This window comes from Sphingopyxis sp. Root1497, from assembly GCF_001427085.1.
Taxonomy (GTDB): Bacteria; Pseudomonadota; Alphaproteobacteria; order Sphingomonadales; family Sphingomonadaceae; genus Sphingopyxis.
Genome location: NZ_LMGF01000005.1, coordinates 922,068 through 935,749 on the forward strand (window position 1 = coordinate 922,068; position 13,682 = coordinate 935,749).

Genomic DNA, 13,682 nt, shown 5'->3' on the forward strand with positions numbered 1-13,682 from the left:
TCATCGGCGAGGGACGGGCAAAGCAAAAAGGGCGCGACGGGTGTGCCCCGTCACGCCCGACGCTCGGAACGAGCGGCGGTTCATCCGTGCCTCGACCGGCAAAAACACCCGTCGGACGCGGCGGCCTATAGTCGAACGGCGCAGCGCGGGCAAGGCGAAAGCACGGATAAACGCCATCGTAAGATGTTGGGTTTAGCGTCCCGCTGCAATCGAGAGGGGTCTCATGCAAACGGCATATCGTGGCAGTTTCGCCGATCCGGCGGTCGAGGCGCGTTTCCAGGAAACGGCGCGAATGCTGCGGCTGCCCTTCGTGCGCATCTATGGCGTGCTCTTCATGCTCGTCGCGCTCGCTTATACGATCGCCAATCCGCTGTTTGTCAGTCACGAGGATACGGCGACGCTCGCGGTCTATTTCGGCTGCATGCTGATCCTCGCCGGCGCCTATATCGGCGCGACCTTCTGGTCCGGATATGTCGCGCGGCCGGGAATCGATTTCGCCGCGCTGCTCGGCATCGTCTTTCTGCTCGGCCATATCAATCTGGTGCTGTTCGACGAACTGATCGACATGCAGGAGGAAATGCACGCGGTCGGCGTCATGAACAGGCTCTCGGTCAGCGCTTTCGCGGCGGTCGTTCTGGCGAGCCGACCGCGCCTGTTCCTGTTGTGGCTGGCGCTCGATGTCGTGGTTTTTCTCTCGACGGTGCTGGCGGTGCAAAGCCATGGCGCGGGGCTGTGGTATGCGCTGCTGTCCTACCTCAGCGGCGCGATGATCATGGTCGCGATCAATTTCGCGATCGACCGGTCGAGCCGTGGGGCCTTTGCACTCGCCGAAGCGCTCGAGGCCGAGCGCAAGCGCAACGAGGAACTGGTCTACAACATGCTGCCGGTCGCGGCGGTCGAGCGGATTCGCGACGGGCGCCTCGTCGCCGATTCCTATGCCGACGCGAGCGTGATCTTCATCGACATGGCGGGCTTTACCAAGCTCGCGCAGCGGGTGTCGCCGGGGCATCTGGTCGAACTGCTCAACACCTTTTTCAACCACGCCGACCGCTGCGCGGCGCAGCATGGGGTCGAAAAGGTCAAGACGATCGGCGACGCCTATCTGGCGATCGCCGGCGGCAACCTGACGGCGCGCAACAGCGCCGATACCGCGATCGCCTTTGCGCGATCGGTGCTCGAAGTCGTCGACGACCTGCAATCGCTCGCCGGGGTCGAAACCGGCCTGCGCGTCGGCATCCACAGCGGACCGGTGGTCGGCGGGGTGATCGGCGCGACGCGCATGGCCTATGACTATTGGGGCGAAACGGTGAACATGGCGGCGCGGCTGGAGAGCACGGCCCCGGTCAACGGGATCGCGATTTCGGAAAGCACCTGGCTGCGGGCGAAGGACCGCGGCGCATTCGGCCCGCCGCATATGGAAATGTTGAAGGGCGTCGGCGAAACCGCCGTCTATCACGCCGCGCCGGCGAAGCCCGCGGTCGACGCGCTGCCCGAGATCAGCTGGGTCGCCTGACCCGTTCGGCGACGAAGGCGATCGCGGCGGCGATGCCTTCGGCCACATCCATGTCGCTATTGTCGAGCAGCATCGCGTCGGCGGCGCGCAGCAGCGGCGCCTCGGTCCGCCCGGTGTCGCGGGCGTCGCGGGCGTGGATGTCGGCGAGCACGGCGTCGTAGCCGATATCGACGCCGCGCCCGAGCATCTCCGCATGGCGGCGGCGCGCGCGTTCCTCGGCGCTGGCGGTAACGAACAGCTTGGCGTCGGCGTGCGGCGCAATCACCGTGCCGATGTCGCGCCCGTCGAGTACCGCGCCGCCAGGCTGGCCGGCAAAATCGAGCTGGCGCTGGAGCAGCGCCTTGCGGACGGCGGGGTGAACCGACACGCGGCTCGCGAGACCGCCGGTGGTTTCGTAACGGAGCGCCGGATCGTCAAGCAAGTCGTCGGGAAAATCGCACGCGGCGAGGGCGTCGGCGGCGTTGTCTGCATCGCCATGATTGAGCTGCGTCTGATAGCCGACCGCGCGATAGAGCAGCCCGGTATCGAGCACCGGCAGCCCGAAATGGTCGGCGAGCGCCCGGGCGATAGTGCCTTTCCCCGAAGCGGTGGGGCCGTCGACGGCTATGATCATATGAACTGATATCCGTCGAAGCGCACGCGCAGCAGATTGCCGTCGTGGTCGAAGCCGATCTGGATCCAGCCGGGGTTCAGCGTCGCGCCGCACTCGACCGGACCGACATTGCCGGAGACATGCGCGGGGTCGCAATCAACCTCGACATCACCCAGAAAGCGCCGGACATTGGCGATCACGTCGGCCTGTTTTCGCGCGGTGCCGATGCCCAGCGCCGGTATGGAACGGCCAGCGAAGGTCTCTGCCTCGATGGTCTTTATGACGATATACAAATCGGCTTCGCCATCACCCCATGCAAAATGGCCCACGCCGGACCGGTCGCGCCATTCGCATTCGTTCGACTGGTCGCATCCCCGCTCGACGATCTCGGTCAGGCCGCCGCGCGCGGCGGCGAGCGCGCTGTCGATCGGGACGGAGGAGAAGCTGCGGTCGACACGCGACTGGATCGCGCTCGGGCAATATTCGACCTCGCCGTCGCACGACGCATTCTTTTCGGGCGCCGCCGGTCCCGGCATGCGCGCGCTATTATCGAGGGCTCCAGCGGTGTCCGCTATTCTCGGCAGTTCGGCCTGGCTTTGAACGCCGGCAGCCGGATGACTGACGGCGAGCAGCGCAGGGAGGGTGCCGATGAGGGCGAGGCCGCGCGGCTTCATTGCTGGAGACCCATCAGAAGCGCCTCGAAATTCGGGAAGCTCGTCGCCACGGGTGCGATGTCGTCGATCGTCACCGGCGCCTTGCTGACCAGCCCCGCGATGGCGAAGCTCATACAGATACGGTGGTCGAGATGGCCGGCGATGGTGGCGCCGCCGGGAAGCGGGTCGCCGCCGGTGCCGTCGATCATCAGGCCGTCCTCGCTCTCCTCGACGCGGGCGCCGATGGCGGTGAGGCCCGTCGCCATCACCGCGATGCGGTCGCTTTCCTTGACGCGCAATTCGTCGAGCCCGGTCGTCGTCGTGCGGCCTTGCGCGAGCGCGGCGGCGACGAAGAGGATGGGGAATTCGTCGATCATGCTCGGCGCGACGGCGGGGTCGACGGCGATGCCCTTGAGGATGCTGTGGCGAACGCGGAGGTCGGCGACGGGTTCGCCGCCGACTTCGCGTGCGTCGAGCAGTTCGATATCGCCGCCCATCGCCTGCAGCACCCCGATCAGCCCGGCGCGGGTCGGGTTGAGGCCGACATTGGCGATGAGGACGTCGGAGCCGGGAACGACCAGCGCGGCGACGATGAAGAAGGCGGCCGACGAAGGGTCGCCGGGAACGGCGATCGTCTGTGGTTTCAGTTCCGCCTCGCCAAGGATGCGGATGTGGCGCGTACCGTCGGCATCGGTCTCGACACTGAGATCGGCGCCGAACCCGCGCAGCATGCGCTCGCTATGGTCGCGGGTCGGCACCGGTTCGATCACTTCGGTGATCCCCGGCGTGTTGAGTCCGGCGAGCAGGATCGCGCTTTTCACCTGGGCCGAGGCCATCGGCAGGCGGTAGGCGAGGGGGATGGCGGGCGCGAGGCCGCGCAGCATCAGCGGCAAACGGCCCCCCGGCGAGGCGGTGATGTCGGCGCCCATCTGGCTCAGCGGATCGATGACGCGGCCCATCGGACGTCCCGACAGGCTGGCGTCGCCGATGAAGGTGACGGTAATCGGGTGGCTGGCGACGAGACCCATGAGCAGGCGCGTCGAGGTGCCGCTGTTGCCCATGTCGAGCGCTCCCTGCGGCTGGAGCAGCCCGCCGACCCCGACGCCGTGGATGCGCCATTCGCCGTCGTCGCGCCGTTCGATGTCGGCGCCCATCGCGCGCATCGCGCTGGCGGTGGCGAGCACGTCATGGCCCTCAAGCAGCCCGGTGACGCGGCTTTCGCCGACCGCGAGCGCCGACAACATCAGCGACCGGTGCGAGATGCTCTTGTCCCCCGGGATCGCGACCCTACCTTTGAGCGGAACGGAAGCGGAAAAGCTGCGGGGCGTGGCGGTGTGATCGGTCATGGCGTGCGGCTTTTGACAGCGGCCTTGCAATCTGGCAAGGCGCACGCCGATTTGATGGATGCCGCGCAGGCAACCGTCGCTTTCCAGAAATTCTAATCTCTTTCCAGAAGGTTATGAGGAATTTATGATAAAGGCTGAATGGGGCACGAAGCGTAGCTGCCCGAAATGTGCCACCCGATTCTATGATCTGACCAAGGATGATCCGGTCGCCTGCATCAATTGCGGTTATAACTGGATTCCGGAATCGGTGCTGAAATCGAAGCAGCCGATGCCGTTCGAGGAAGCGGAAAAGCCGGGCAAGGTCGTCAAGGAACCCGAGGCCGACGACGATCTGGATCTGGACGTCGATGTCGACGAGGACAGCGATTCGCCCGACAACGACGTCGACCTCGGCGGCGACGACGATCTGGGCGTCGCGACCGCGGACGACGACGACGTCGAAACCTGATTTTTGACGCGGGGGGCCAAAAAGGCATCGTCAGATGCATTTGGCCCCTTGCATCGGTCGCCGGCACTGCTAAAGGCGGCCACCCGATCGCAGTCACCCAGGCGCGATCACGAAGTTGTGGGGCCTTAGCTCAGCTGGGAGAGCGCCTGCATGGCATGCAGGAGGTCAGCGGTTCGATCCCGCTAGGCTCCACCATTTCTTCCCAAAAAGGCCCGCCGACGCGGGCCTTTTTTGTTGCCTGTCCGGTGCATCGGAAATGCGGCAGCGGGATGACCGGTGTCGGGCGGTGGCGGGCGTTCAAATCCTCCCTGTGGCCGCAGGCCATGGGGAGGGGGACCGCTCGCGAAGCGAGGGGTGGAGGGGCCGAAGGGTAGCACGACGCCTGACGGCGTCGGCCTCGCGGTTATTCGGCGGCTTCGCTCTCGAACACCGGTTCCATCGCGATCGGATCGGCGAGGTTGATGCGGTCGAGGATCGCGGCGGTGTCGTCGCGCACCTTCAGCATCAGGCTGCGCATCCGGCATTCGGATTCGGGCAGACAGTTCTTGCAATGCTCGTGCGCGTTGCGCGCGGCGCAGGGCACGAGCGCGAGCGAACCGCGGGTCAGGCGGACAAGGTCGCCATAGCTGATGTCGATCGGCGACAGCGCGAGCTGGTAGCCGCCGTCGCGCCCGCGCTGCGACAGCAGCAGCCCTTCGCGCGCCATTTCCGACAGAATCACGGTCAGGAATTTGGGCGGAATATTCTGCGCCTCCGCAATATCCGCGAGCTGGACCTGCCCCTTGCCCCAATGGTCGGCGAGGTGCTGAAAGGCGCGGATCGTATAGCGGGTCTTTTGCGACAGCATGGTTCATCCTGTGTTACATATTCAGCCTTAATTCAACCTGTCTGGATGACATTCGGGCAAGAGTTGATGAAAATCACAGCGGGTGGCATGAACCGCCCCTACAGGGGTCGCAGGGTGCCCGGTTGCGGGCGTGGTTGCGTGGAGCGGATGGAATGCGAAAGATTTTGACAGCGCCGGCGGTTTTGGCCGCATGTCTGCTGGCGGTGGCGCCCGCACAGGCGCAGTTTGGCGGCCTGTTGCGTAAAGTGACGTCGCCGACCCCGACGCCGAGTCCGAGCGAGAAGGACAATGGCGGTTGCCCCAAGGGCAAGAAGGGCAGCAGCGTCGGGCGCGGCATATTGGGCGGCGTGATCCGCGACGCGGTCGGCGATGCGGCGGGCAAGACCGGTTTCGGCAGTTACCTGCCGACCGCGGAGGTTGCGGGCACGCTGACCGACGCAATCGCGTGCCGCCTCGATCCCGGCGAGCAGTTGCAGGCCGCGGCGGCGACCGAAGAGGTCACGCGCGGCGAAGAGGTCGGCGCGACGTCGAACTGGACGAGTGCGACGCGCCCCGAGGTCAGCGGATCGTCGACCGTCGCAGCGGTCAACCAGGAAGGCGGCGGGCGCAAATGCATGAACGTCACCGACGTGGTGATCGTCGAGGGCGAGGAAACGCGCGTGTCGAAGCGTATGTGCAAGGGACCGGGCGAGCCACGCTATGTCATTGTCGCGGCGTAAACTTGTCCGCCCGCTGGCGGCGCTGGCGATGCTTGCGTGCCTGACGGCGGCGACGCCGATGGACCCGGCGAACCCCACCTGTCCGCTCAGTCCGAACTGGTCGACGAATCCGACTATGACGTTGACGCCCGTCGTTCGCGGGGGCGAGAAGGTCCTGCTTGCCGAAGGGCGGGTGGATGCCGGACTGCCCGACCGGTTGACCAAGACGCTGGCGGCTAACCCTGACGTCTCGGAAATCTGGCTGCGGTCACCCGGCGGAGACGCGCGCGCTGGCAATGCAGCGGGACGGATCATCCGATCCAGCCTCGGGATGATCACCCGCGTTCCCAACGGCTGGGCCTGTTTCAGCGCCTGCAATTTCGTCTTCATGGGCGGTAGCGCGCGGGTGATCGACCCGGGCGGTCTTTTCATCGTCCATATGTTCACCCGCACCGGGGACCGCAGCGCGATCGACATGAGCGTGGCCATGGGCACCGAAGCGACCCGCGACCTGATCGGCGACATCGAACAGGATGCGGCGCTGCTTGCCAGCGAGGACAATGATTTCCTGATCCGCATGGGCGTGTCGCGGAAATTGCTGACCGAAGTGATGTACCGCCAGAAGGCCATTGCGACCGACGACGACAAATCGACCCGGCGCTGCCTGACGCAGGCCGAGGTGAAAGCCTATAATGTTACCAACGATGGCGGATAAGCGGCTGCTTGGAGCGCTGCTTGCGCTGCCGCTCCTCGCGGCGACGCCGATCGAGCAATCGGGCGAATGCGCTCCGACGCGCCAGGGATGGGATGCACCGGCGTCGCGCGTTGAGGTGCAGCGAACCGGACGCAGTGAAACCCTTGTCATAGAGGGCAGGATCGGCCCCGACCTTCCGGCGCGCCTCAACGCGGTGCTCGCCGAGCATCCCGACGTCGACACAATCCACTTCAATGCCTCGGGCGACGACAGGGGCAGTGCGATGGAGGCCGGGCGTATCCTGCGGTCAGCGGGGAGTTTTGCGGCGCATGTCCCGGCTGGCGCGAACTGCACCGATGCCTGTGCCCTGTTGTTCCTCAGCGGGCGTATTCGGTCCGTCGATCCGACGGCTGTGTTCGATCTTGGGCAATTTTATGAGCCGTCGGCGACGTCGGTTTCCAGTGCCGACATCGCGCGGCAGAGCCTCGGAATCTCCGATTATCTGATCCGGATGGGGGTCTCGCGCCGACTGCTTACCGGGACGCTCGATCGCGAAAATGCGTCCACAGGCAAGGCACCGCAACGCCAATGCCTGACGCCCGAGGAGCTTCACGGCTATAACGTTGCAAATTGGAACGAATAATTTAGGCTGCCCGCCAAAATAGGAGAGGCTGCCATGACCGATATGACGCACGACCACGCGAGTTTCCGTTCGATGATCGACGGGACCCAGCAGGACTGGGACATCATCGCGCGCGAGCAGAAGGAGTTTGCGCCGCAGAACGGCACGCGCATCCTCGAGCATCTGAAGCTGCTTGGCGGCGATTATGGCGGGTTTCCGGTCGACCGGCTCGAACATTGCCTGCAGACCGCGACGCGCGCGCATCGCGACGGGCGCGACGAGGAATATGTCGTGATGGCGTTGCTCCACGACATCGGCGACACGCTGGGCGCGTTCAACCATCCCGACGTCGCGGCGGCGATCCTCAAGCCATTCCTGTCGGAAGAAAACCTTTGGATCGTCCAGCACCACGGCATCTTCCAGGGCCATTATTTCTTCCACTATCTCGGCCTCGACCGCGACATGCGCGACCAGTTCAAGGATAGCCCGCATTATGCGGCATGCGCCGAATTCTGCGAGAAATATGACGCCCCGGCGTTCGACCCCGATTATGACAGCGAGAGCCTGGAATTCTTCGAGCCGATGGTGATGCGGCTCTGCTCCTACCCGCGCACGAGCATCTACAAGAAGGTGATGGTCGAGGAAGCGGCGGAGTAACTGGAGCGTCGCCCCCGCCTGCGCGGGGGCGACGCTCTCCTTATTTCCCCTTGAAGGCCGTCTTGCGCTTCTCGACGAATGCGAGCACGCCCTCGACCGCATCCTCGCTGTTACCCGCGACAAACTGGCCCTTGGCTTCGGCGTCCAGTGTTTCCGAAAAACTCTGCGACAGGCCGGCGCGCAAAATCTGGCGCATCGTGCCGAGCGACACCGTCGGGCCGTTCGCCAGCCGCGTCGCGAGCGCGCGCGCTTCGGTCAGCAGGTCGGCGTCGTCGACGCACTTGTAAACGAGGCCCCATTCAGCCGCCTGTTCGCCGCCGATCTTTTCACCCAGCATCATCATCTGCGTCGCGCGCGGCAGGCCGATCAGGCGCGGCAGCAGCCACGACGAGCCGCCATCGGGGACGAGGCCGATGTTGACGAAGGCTTGCAGGAAATAGGCCGACTTGCCGACCAAGGTGAAGTCGCCCGACAGGCCGAAGCTGCAGCCGACGCCCGCTGCGGGGCCGTTGACCGCGGTGACGACCGGGATGTTCAGATTGGCGAGCGCGAGCAGCATCGGGTTATAGTGGTTGCGCAGCGCCTTGCGACTGTTGGCGCCGCCGCCGACCGCCGACGCGGCACGGTCGCCGCCAAGGTCGGCCCCCGAACAGAAACCGCGCCCCTCGCCGGTGATCAGCAGCGCGCGCGCGCCGAGGACGGGCAGGTGATCGAGCGCGTCGCGAATCTCGTCGGCCATCGCCGGGGGCATCGAATTGAGCCGCTCGGGGCGGTTGAGCGTGATCGTCGCGACATGGTCGGCGACTTCGAGCTTGATCATCTCATAGGTGGGGGTGGTCATGGGGAAGAACTCCTCTCGCGGGTTTTGGCTTTACCTTTACGTTCACGTAAAGTTGTGACCGATTTGCATCGGAAGTGCAAGGGGCGACGGGCGGGTGGATTTGATAGCGGTGGGCTGAAGGGGCCTTATTCTTCGTCCACCCGCACGCGCGCGAAGCGCAGTTCGCCGTCGTTGCGCCGCAGGACGAAGCGGTCGCCGTTCGCGCTGAGGCAGGCGCCCTGAAAATCGACCACGCCCATGTCATTGGGCACCAGCCGCACATGCAGCCGCCCCTTGTCCTCGGGGCCGAGTTCATAGCGCGGCGCGGTCACATCATAGATCGGCTCGCGAAGCTCGACCCAGCGCGGCACGCGCTTGTCGTCCTCGGGCATCGTCCAGCCATAATATTGGGTATAATCCTCGACCGGATCGCCGCTGTCGAAACCGATGGTGAAGGTGACCCCCGCGACGCCTTCGCCGGTCGGCCAGCTGACGAAGATCGTCGGCTGCGCGTCATCGACATCGATCAGAGGCGCCTTTTCGAAGGCGGGCGGCACCGGCCGGGGTTCGGTGAACAGGCAGACTGCGTCGCCCCGCTGCTCCCAGCGCCCGCCGGCGCGCTCGTCGAGTGCGCCGGCGTAGAGCGCATAGAGAAAGGTCCCGTCGGGTGCGATCTCCAGCCCCCCGCCAACGTCGGGGCCTTCGGCAAGCTGATATTCGCCGATCAGGCCGGGCGCTGCCGTGGCGGGGACGGCGGGCGGCTGAGCCAACGCGCCGATGGTCGGCAAGGCGGACAGGAACATGGCGAACGGGGCGAGGAAGAGGTTCCGCATGCGCCCAGCCTGCGCCTGTTTGCACCGCGAATCCAGCCCGATCTGGCGCGCCTTTTCCTTTGACAGCGACGCGGACGGTCGCGACGTTGCGGGCGCGAACGGGATCGATTTGCAAGGGGGCGATGGCGGACGATGACAAAGGCGGCAACGCGTACGAATTCCATGCTCCGCCCTGCAGCGCTGGCGGGACTGCTGCTGTCGGGCGCGGTCATGGCGGGCGGGCAAGCGGCCGCGAGCGGCGAGGTCACGATCGCCATCAGCGGTGAGAGCGACCAGTTGATCGGTCGCCAGACCGAGCGGACCGTGCTGATCGCGGGCGGCAGCGAAAGCGTTCGGCAGCTCGAAACCGCCTATACGGTTTCGGGCCACGGCCCGACCGAACTCAGCGATACGCTACAGATCGCGGTCGATGCCGATGGCCGTCCGCAACGCTGGCGGTGGCGGCGCAGCGTCAATGGCCGGATACTCACCGTCGAACTCGAACGGTCGGGCGCCGCGCTGGCGGGGCAGGCCGTCAACGAGGGCGAACGGCACGCGGTGAGCGCCGTCCTGCCCGTGCTGCCGATCGGCGATCCCGACACGCTGGCGCCCTTTTTGACCGAACCGTCCGCGCCGCGCAGCTGGTCGATCGCCGAATTCGATCCCGTGTCGCTGCAATTCCGGCCGGTCGAACTGGCGCTGGCGAAACGCAGCGGCACCGATCATGCCTGGGTGCTGACGCTGTCGCGCGGCGGGCGGCTGCAGTCGGTGCGCTGGCTCGACTATGCGGATGGCAAGCTGGCCGCGGCGCGCCAGCCGCTGCTCGGCAGTGCGCGCGCGTGGCGTCGCGACGAGGGGCCGCTGACCAAAGCGGATATGCTCTCGCGCGGTCGCATTGTCGCGCATGAACAATATCGCCCCAATATCCATATGACGCAGCGCGCGGCGCTCGGGCAGATGCGCTATATTTTCGGGCTTCCCGCCGACGTGCCCGTCACCGTCCCCGAAACCGGCGAGCAACGCGTCAAGTCGGATGGCGACGGCTGGCAGGTCGACATCTGCCAGGACTGCGGTCCGGCATCCGCCCCGGCGGCGGCCGACCTCGAACGCTGGCGGCGGCCGGGCCAGTGGGTTCAGAGCAACGACGCCGTTTTCAAGGAGAAGGCGGCGCAGGCGCGGCGCGGCGCGAAGACCGACGATGCGGTGATGGCGCGGCTCGCGATCGTCGCGCGCGCGCGGCTGCCGCGCATCGATTTCGACGGTTATGTCTCGGCGCGCACCGCCTGGCGGCGGCGGGCGGGCGATTGTACCGAGGATGCGTTGCTGCTCGCGGCGCTCGGCCGCGCGGCGGACATTCCGGTGCGCGTCGTCCACGGGCTGGTGTTTTCGCCGGGGCGCTATCATGGCGCCAGCAACGCCTTCATGCCGCACAGCTGGGTGATCGCCTTTGTCGACGGGCGCTGGAAAAGCTATGATATCTCGCTGAACGGCTTCGACGCGACGCATATCGCGCTCAGCCTCGGCGATGGCGAGCCCGAAGCGATGGTCGAGGCCAACCAGATCGCCGCGCTGCTCGACTGGCGCGCGATATCCGAGGTCAGGAAGCGGCCGGTCGATCCTTGACCAAAGGCGGCGGATCGCGATCGTCGCGCGCCTTGGCGTCCGTCGGGGCATCGACGGGCGCGGACGCCGGTGTCGCCTTGGCCACCGGCGCCGGCTCGTCGTCATAGACGACCGGCATATCAGGCAGGCTGCTGTCGAGATCGGCGGTCAGCCATTCGACTTCGCCCGGCTTTTTCAGCCCGCCGACGATGATATAATTATCCTCGAGGCAATATTCGCCGCTGGTGGGTTCGCCGTCGACCGCCAGCACCTCGTCGATCTGGGCATAGGCCGGGGTCGCCATGCTCGCGCCGAGCGCCATCGCGGCAAGCGCCGATTTTACGGGCACCTTGTAACTCACGCAAATCTCGTCGCTGCATCCCGCGACCAGCGCCTGGCGCGCCGCGCTCGACAGGTCGGAAATGTCATGCACCTCGCGGTGGCAGAGGCGGCAGGTGTCGCCATCCATGATGTCGCTGAGCTTGCCCTTATAAGGGCAGGGGCTTTGAATCCGCGGGAACAGGGACATTGCTCGCCTCCATTTCTCTCCGTCGGCAAAAGATGCCAGACATCGCAGCGCCGGGCAATCGCTAAAGGCCAACCCCTTCCCACGCCGCCGCGCCGCTGCTAGGCGCGCGCCATGATCGCTCAGCACCCCGACCGCCGCACCTTCGCCATCATCTCGCACCCCGACGCGGGCAAGACGACGCTGACCGAGAAATTGCTCGTCGCGGGCGGTGCGATCCATATCGCGGGCGAGGTCAAGGCGCGCGGGCAGGCGCGGCGTGCGCGCTCCGACTGGATGAAGATCGAGCAGCAGCGCGGGATTTCGGTGACCTCGTCGGTGATGACCTTCGAGCATGCGGGGCTGATCTTCAACCTGCTCGACACCCCGGGGCACGAGGATTTCAGCGAGGATACCTATCGCACGCTGACCGCGGTCGACAGCGCGGTGATGGTGATCGATGCCGCGAAGGGCATCGAACCGCAGACGCTGAAGCTGTTCGAGGTGTGCCGGCTGCGTTCGGTGCCGATCATCGCCTTCATCAACAAGGTCGACCGCGAGGGCCTGCCGCCGTTCGAGCTGCTCGACGAGATCGCCGAGCGGCTGGCGCTCGACGTGTGCCCGATGAACTGGCCGGCCGGAATGGGCGGACAGTTCGAGGGGATTTACGATTTGGTCGATCCCGCGATCATGAAGCCGGGTGGCGACGCGTCGCGGATGTATGAAGGCCAGCGCGCCAAGGTTGCGGGGCTGGACGATCCGGCGCTGGCAGCGGAGCTTTCGGAGCGCGCGCTGGCGCTGCTCAAGGAAGAAACCGAGCTGGCATCGGCCTGCTACGCGCCCTTCGACGTTGCGGCCTACCGCAACGGTGACTTGGCTCCGGTCTATTTCGGATCGGCGCTGAAAGAATTCGGCATCATCGACCTGCTGTCGGCGCTCGCCAACCACGCGCCGGGGCCGCAGCCGCAGCCCGCCGAACCCGCGCCGGTCGATCCGGCCGACGATGCAGTCACCGGCTTCGTGTTCAAGGTGCAGGCGAATATGAACCCGGCGCACCGCGACCGCATCGCGTTCATGCGGCTGTGTTCGGGCAAGTTCGAGCGCGGCATGCGGCTGATGCAGGGCGGCACGGGCAAGGCGATCGCGATCAGCCGCCCGATGCTGTTCCTCGCGCAGGACCGCGAAATGGCCGAGGAGGCTTTCCCGGGCGACATCATCGGCATCCCGAACCATGGCACCTTGCGCGTCGGCGATACGCTCTCCGAACGCACCGACATCACGATCACCGGCCTGCCGAACTTCGCCCCCGAACTGCTGCGCCGCGTCGCGCTCGTCGATCCGACCCAGACCAAGAAATTGCGCAAGGCGCTCGACGACATGGCCGAGGAGGGGATCATACAGGTCTTCTACCCCGAAATCGGGGCGAACATGATCGTCGGCGTTGTCGGCCAGTTGCAGCTCGAGGTGCTGATCAGCCGTTTGGACGCCGAATATAAGGTCGAGGCGAAGCTCGAGCAGTCGCCCTGGGAAACCGCGCGCTGGATCGCCTGCGACGATCCGGCGAAGCTCAAGGCGTTCCAGTCCGAGCACCGCGGCGCCAGCGCCACCGACCGCGATGGCGCGCCGGTGTTCATGGCGAAGGACGGCTGGGAGGTGGGCTATATCACCCAGCGCAATCCGGACATCCGCTTTACGGCGACGAAGGAACGGCGGTTGGGCGCGTTGGCAGAGTAAGCCGCTCCGATACTCGCCATCCAATATCCAGCGCCTTGCTAAGTATATCGGTCTGAGACTATGTTTCCGATTGGGGAACGGTACTAATCTTCGGAATGATGCGCAGACTAGTGGTGCCTTTTGTGCACTCTGGATTTGG

The 13,682-nt window shown here is 65.8% G+C and carries 15 protein-coding genes and 1 tRNA gene; 9 read left to right on the plus strand and 7 right to left on the minus strand.

The window, feature by feature from the left end; all coding sequences use genetic code 11:
* Positions 1-223 precede the first annotated feature (223 nt).
* Complete coding sequence (locus ASD67_RS18870) at positions 224-1,513, plus strand: adenylate/guanylate cyclase domain-containing protein (protein WP_056350486.1); 1,290 nt, start codon at positions 224-226, stop codon at positions 1,511-1,513.
* Here ASD67_RS18870 and ASD67_RS18875 read toward each other — a convergent pair.
* The 3 genes from ASD67_RS18875 to aroA are packed head-to-tail and all read right to left on the minus strand — an operon-like array spanning position 1,497 to position 4,104.
* Positions 1,497-2,126 (minus strand): (d)CMP kinase, encoded by a 630-nt coding sequence (locus tag ASD67_RS18875; RefSeq protein ID WP_056350488.1) that lies wholly within the window; start codon positions 2,124-2,126, stop codon positions 1,497-1,499. The two genes, ASD67_RS18870 and ASD67_RS18875, sit on opposite strands and share 17 nt — an antisense overlap.
* Complete coding sequence (locus ASD67_RS18880; RefSeq protein ID WP_056350490.1) at positions 2,123-2,779, minus strand: hypothetical protein; 657 nt, start codon at positions 2,777-2,779, stop codon at positions 2,123-2,125. Before ASD67_RS18880 ends, ASD67_RS18875 begins: the two co-directional genes overlap by 4 nt.
* The gene (aroA, locus tag ASD67_RS18885) at positions 2,776-4,104 is read right to left on the minus strand and encodes a 3-phosphoshikimate 1-carboxyvinyltransferase (protein ID WP_056350492.1); all 1,329 of its coding nucleotides are present in this window, start codon (positions 4,102-4,104) and stop codon (positions 2,776-2,778) included. Before aroA ends, ASD67_RS18880 begins: the two co-directional genes overlap by 4 nt.
* Before the next feature lie 124 nt (positions 4,105-4,228).
* On the opposite strand from aroA, the gene ASD67_RS18890 reads away from it, so the two are divergent.
* Together ASD67_RS18890 and ASD67_RS18895 are read left to right on the plus strand one after the other, a co-directional pair.
* Positions 4,229-4,552 (plus strand): TIGR02300 family protein, encoded by a 324-nt coding sequence (locus ASD67_RS18890; protein ID WP_056350494.1) that lies wholly within the window; start codon positions 4,229-4,231, stop codon positions 4,550-4,552.
* Positions 4,553-4,671: 119 nt separating this feature from the next.
* Positions 4,672-4,747 (plus strand) — tRNA-Ala (locus tag ASD67_RS18895).
* A 208-nt stretch (positions 4,748-4,955) separates the two neighbouring features.
* Here ASD67_RS18895 and ASD67_RS18900 read toward each other — a convergent pair.
* Positions 4,956-5,399 carry an RrF2 family transcriptional regulator gene (locus tag ASD67_RS18900; protein ID WP_056350496.1) on the minus strand — a complete coding sequence of 148 codons (444 nt, stop codon included), beginning with the start codon at positions 5,397-5,399 and terminating at the stop codon, positions 4,956-4,958.
* 182 nt (positions 5,400-5,581) lie between these two features.
* Here ASD67_RS18900 and ASD67_RS18905 point away from each other — a divergent pair, with 182 nt between their 5' ends.
* The 4 genes from ASD67_RS18905 to ASD67_RS18920 all read left to right on the plus strand — a co-directional run bounded on the left by ASD67_RS18905 (position 5,582) and on the right by ASD67_RS18920 (position 8,070).
* Positions 5,582-6,118: a hypothetical protein gene (locus tag ASD67_RS18905; RefSeq protein ID WP_235535740.1), complete on the plus strand. Its 537-nt coding sequence runs from the start codon at positions 5,582-5,584 to the stop codon at positions 6,116-6,118.
* Between the two features lie 115 nt (positions 6,119-6,233).
* Positions 6,234-6,812 carry a hypothetical protein gene (locus ASD67_RS18910; protein ID WP_235535741.1) on the plus strand — a complete coding sequence of 193 codons (579 nt, stop codon included), beginning with the start codon at positions 6,234-6,236 and terminating at the stop codon, positions 6,810-6,812.
* On the plus strand, positions 6,802-7,434 hold the full coding sequence (locus ASD67_RS18915) for a hypothetical protein (protein ID WP_056350499.1): 633 nt from the start codon (positions 6,802-6,804) through the stop codon (positions 7,432-7,434). The genes ASD67_RS18910 and ASD67_RS18915 overlap by 11 nt, the downstream gene beginning before the upstream one ends.
* Positions 7,435-7,467: 33 nt before the next feature.
* Entirely contained in the window at positions 7,468-8,070 is a 603-nt protein-coding gene (locus ASD67_RS18920) for an HD domain-containing protein (protein ID WP_056350501.1), read from the plus strand.
* 40 nt (positions 8,071-8,110) lie between these two features.
* Here the strand turns inward: ASD67_RS18920 and ASD67_RS18925 are convergent, their stop codons facing one another.
* Positions 8,111-8,911: an enoyl-CoA hydratase-related protein gene (locus ASD67_RS18925; protein WP_056350503.1), complete on the minus strand. Its 801-nt coding sequence runs from the start codon at positions 8,909-8,911 to the stop codon at positions 8,111-8,113.
* Between the two features lie 125 nt (positions 8,912-9,036).
* Positions 9,037-9,723: a hypothetical protein gene (locus ASD67_RS18930; protein ID WP_056350504.1), complete on the minus strand. Its 687-nt coding sequence runs from the start codon at positions 9,721-9,723 to the stop codon at positions 9,037-9,039.
* Between the two features lie 162 nt (positions 9,724-9,885).
* On the opposite strand from ASD67_RS18930, the gene ASD67_RS18935 reads away from it, so the two are divergent.
* Positions 9,886-11,325, plus strand: a complete 1,440-nt coding sequence (locus ASD67_RS18935; RefSeq protein ID WP_056350506.1) for a transglutaminase domain-containing protein — start codon at positions 9,886-9,888, stop codon at positions 11,323-11,325.
* Here the strand turns inward: ASD67_RS18935 and ASD67_RS18940 are convergent.
* Positions 11,300-11,833, minus strand: coding sequence for a hypothetical protein (locus ASD67_RS18940; RefSeq protein ID WP_056350508.1), 534 nt, complete (start codon positions 11,831-11,833; stop codon positions 11,300-11,302). The two genes, ASD67_RS18935 and ASD67_RS18940, sit on opposite strands and share 26 nt — an antisense overlap.
* Before the next feature lie 111 nt (positions 11,834-11,944).
* Between ASD67_RS18940 and ASD67_RS18945 the strand changes: the two genes are divergently transcribed.
* Complete coding sequence (locus ASD67_RS18945; RefSeq protein WP_056350510.1) at positions 11,945-13,543, plus strand: peptide chain release factor 3; 1,599 nt, start codon at positions 11,945-11,947, stop codon at positions 13,541-13,543.
* Positions 13,544-13,682: the final 139 nt, after the last annotated feature.

Coding starts and splice junctions, on each gene's coding strand:
- ASD67_RS18870 (WP_056350486.1), top strand. CDS start 224: ATGCAAACGGCATATCGTGGCAGTTTCGCCGATCCGGCGGTCGAGGCG.
- ASD67_RS18875 (WP_056350488.1), bottom strand. CDS start 2,126: ATGATCATAGCCGTCGACGGCCCCACCGCTTCGGGGAAAGGCACTATC.
- ASD67_RS18880 (WP_056350490.1), bottom strand. CDS start 2,779: ATGAAGCCGCGCGGCCTCGCCCTCATCGGCACCCTCCCTGCGCTGCTC.
- aroA (WP_056350492.1), bottom strand. CDS start 4,104: ATGACCGATCACACCGCCACGCCCCGCAGCTTTTCCGCTTCCGTTCCG.
- ASD67_RS18890 (WP_056350494.1), top strand. CDS start 4,229: ATGATAAAGGCTGAATGGGGCACGAAGCGTAGCTGCCCGAAATGTGCC.
- ASD67_RS18900 (WP_056350496.1), bottom strand. CDS start 5,399: ATGCTGTCGCAAAAGACCCGCTATACGATCCGCGCCTTTCAGCACCTC.
- ASD67_RS18910 (WP_235535741.1), top strand. CDS start 6,234: ATGACGTTGACGCCCGTCGTTCGCGGGGGCGAGAAGGTCCTGCTTGCC.
- ASD67_RS18915 (WP_056350499.1), top strand. CDS start 6,802: ATGGCGGATAAGCGGCTGCTTGGAGCGCTGCTTGCGCTGCCGCTCCTC.
- ASD67_RS18920 (WP_056350501.1), top strand. CDS start 7,468: ATGACCGATATGACGCACGACCACGCGAGTTTCCGTTCGATGATCGAC.
- ASD67_RS18925 (WP_056350503.1), bottom strand. CDS start 8,911: ATGACCACCCCCACCTATGAGATGATCAAGCTCGAAGTCGCCGACCAT.
- ASD67_RS18930 (WP_056350504.1), bottom strand. CDS start 9,723: ATGCGGAACCTCTTCCTCGCCCCGTTCGCCATGTTCCTGTCCGCCTTG.
- ASD67_RS18935 (WP_056350506.1), top strand. CDS start 9,886: ATGCTCCGCCCTGCAGCGCTGGCGGGACTGCTGCTGTCGGGCGCGGTC.
- ASD67_RS18940 (WP_056350508.1), bottom strand. CDS start 11,833: ATGTCCCTGTTCCCGCGGATTCAAAGCCCCTGCCCTTATAAGGGCAAG.
- ASD67_RS18945 (WP_056350510.1), top strand. CDS start 11,945: ATGATCGCTCAGCACCCCGACCGCCGCACCTTCGCCATCATCTCGCAC.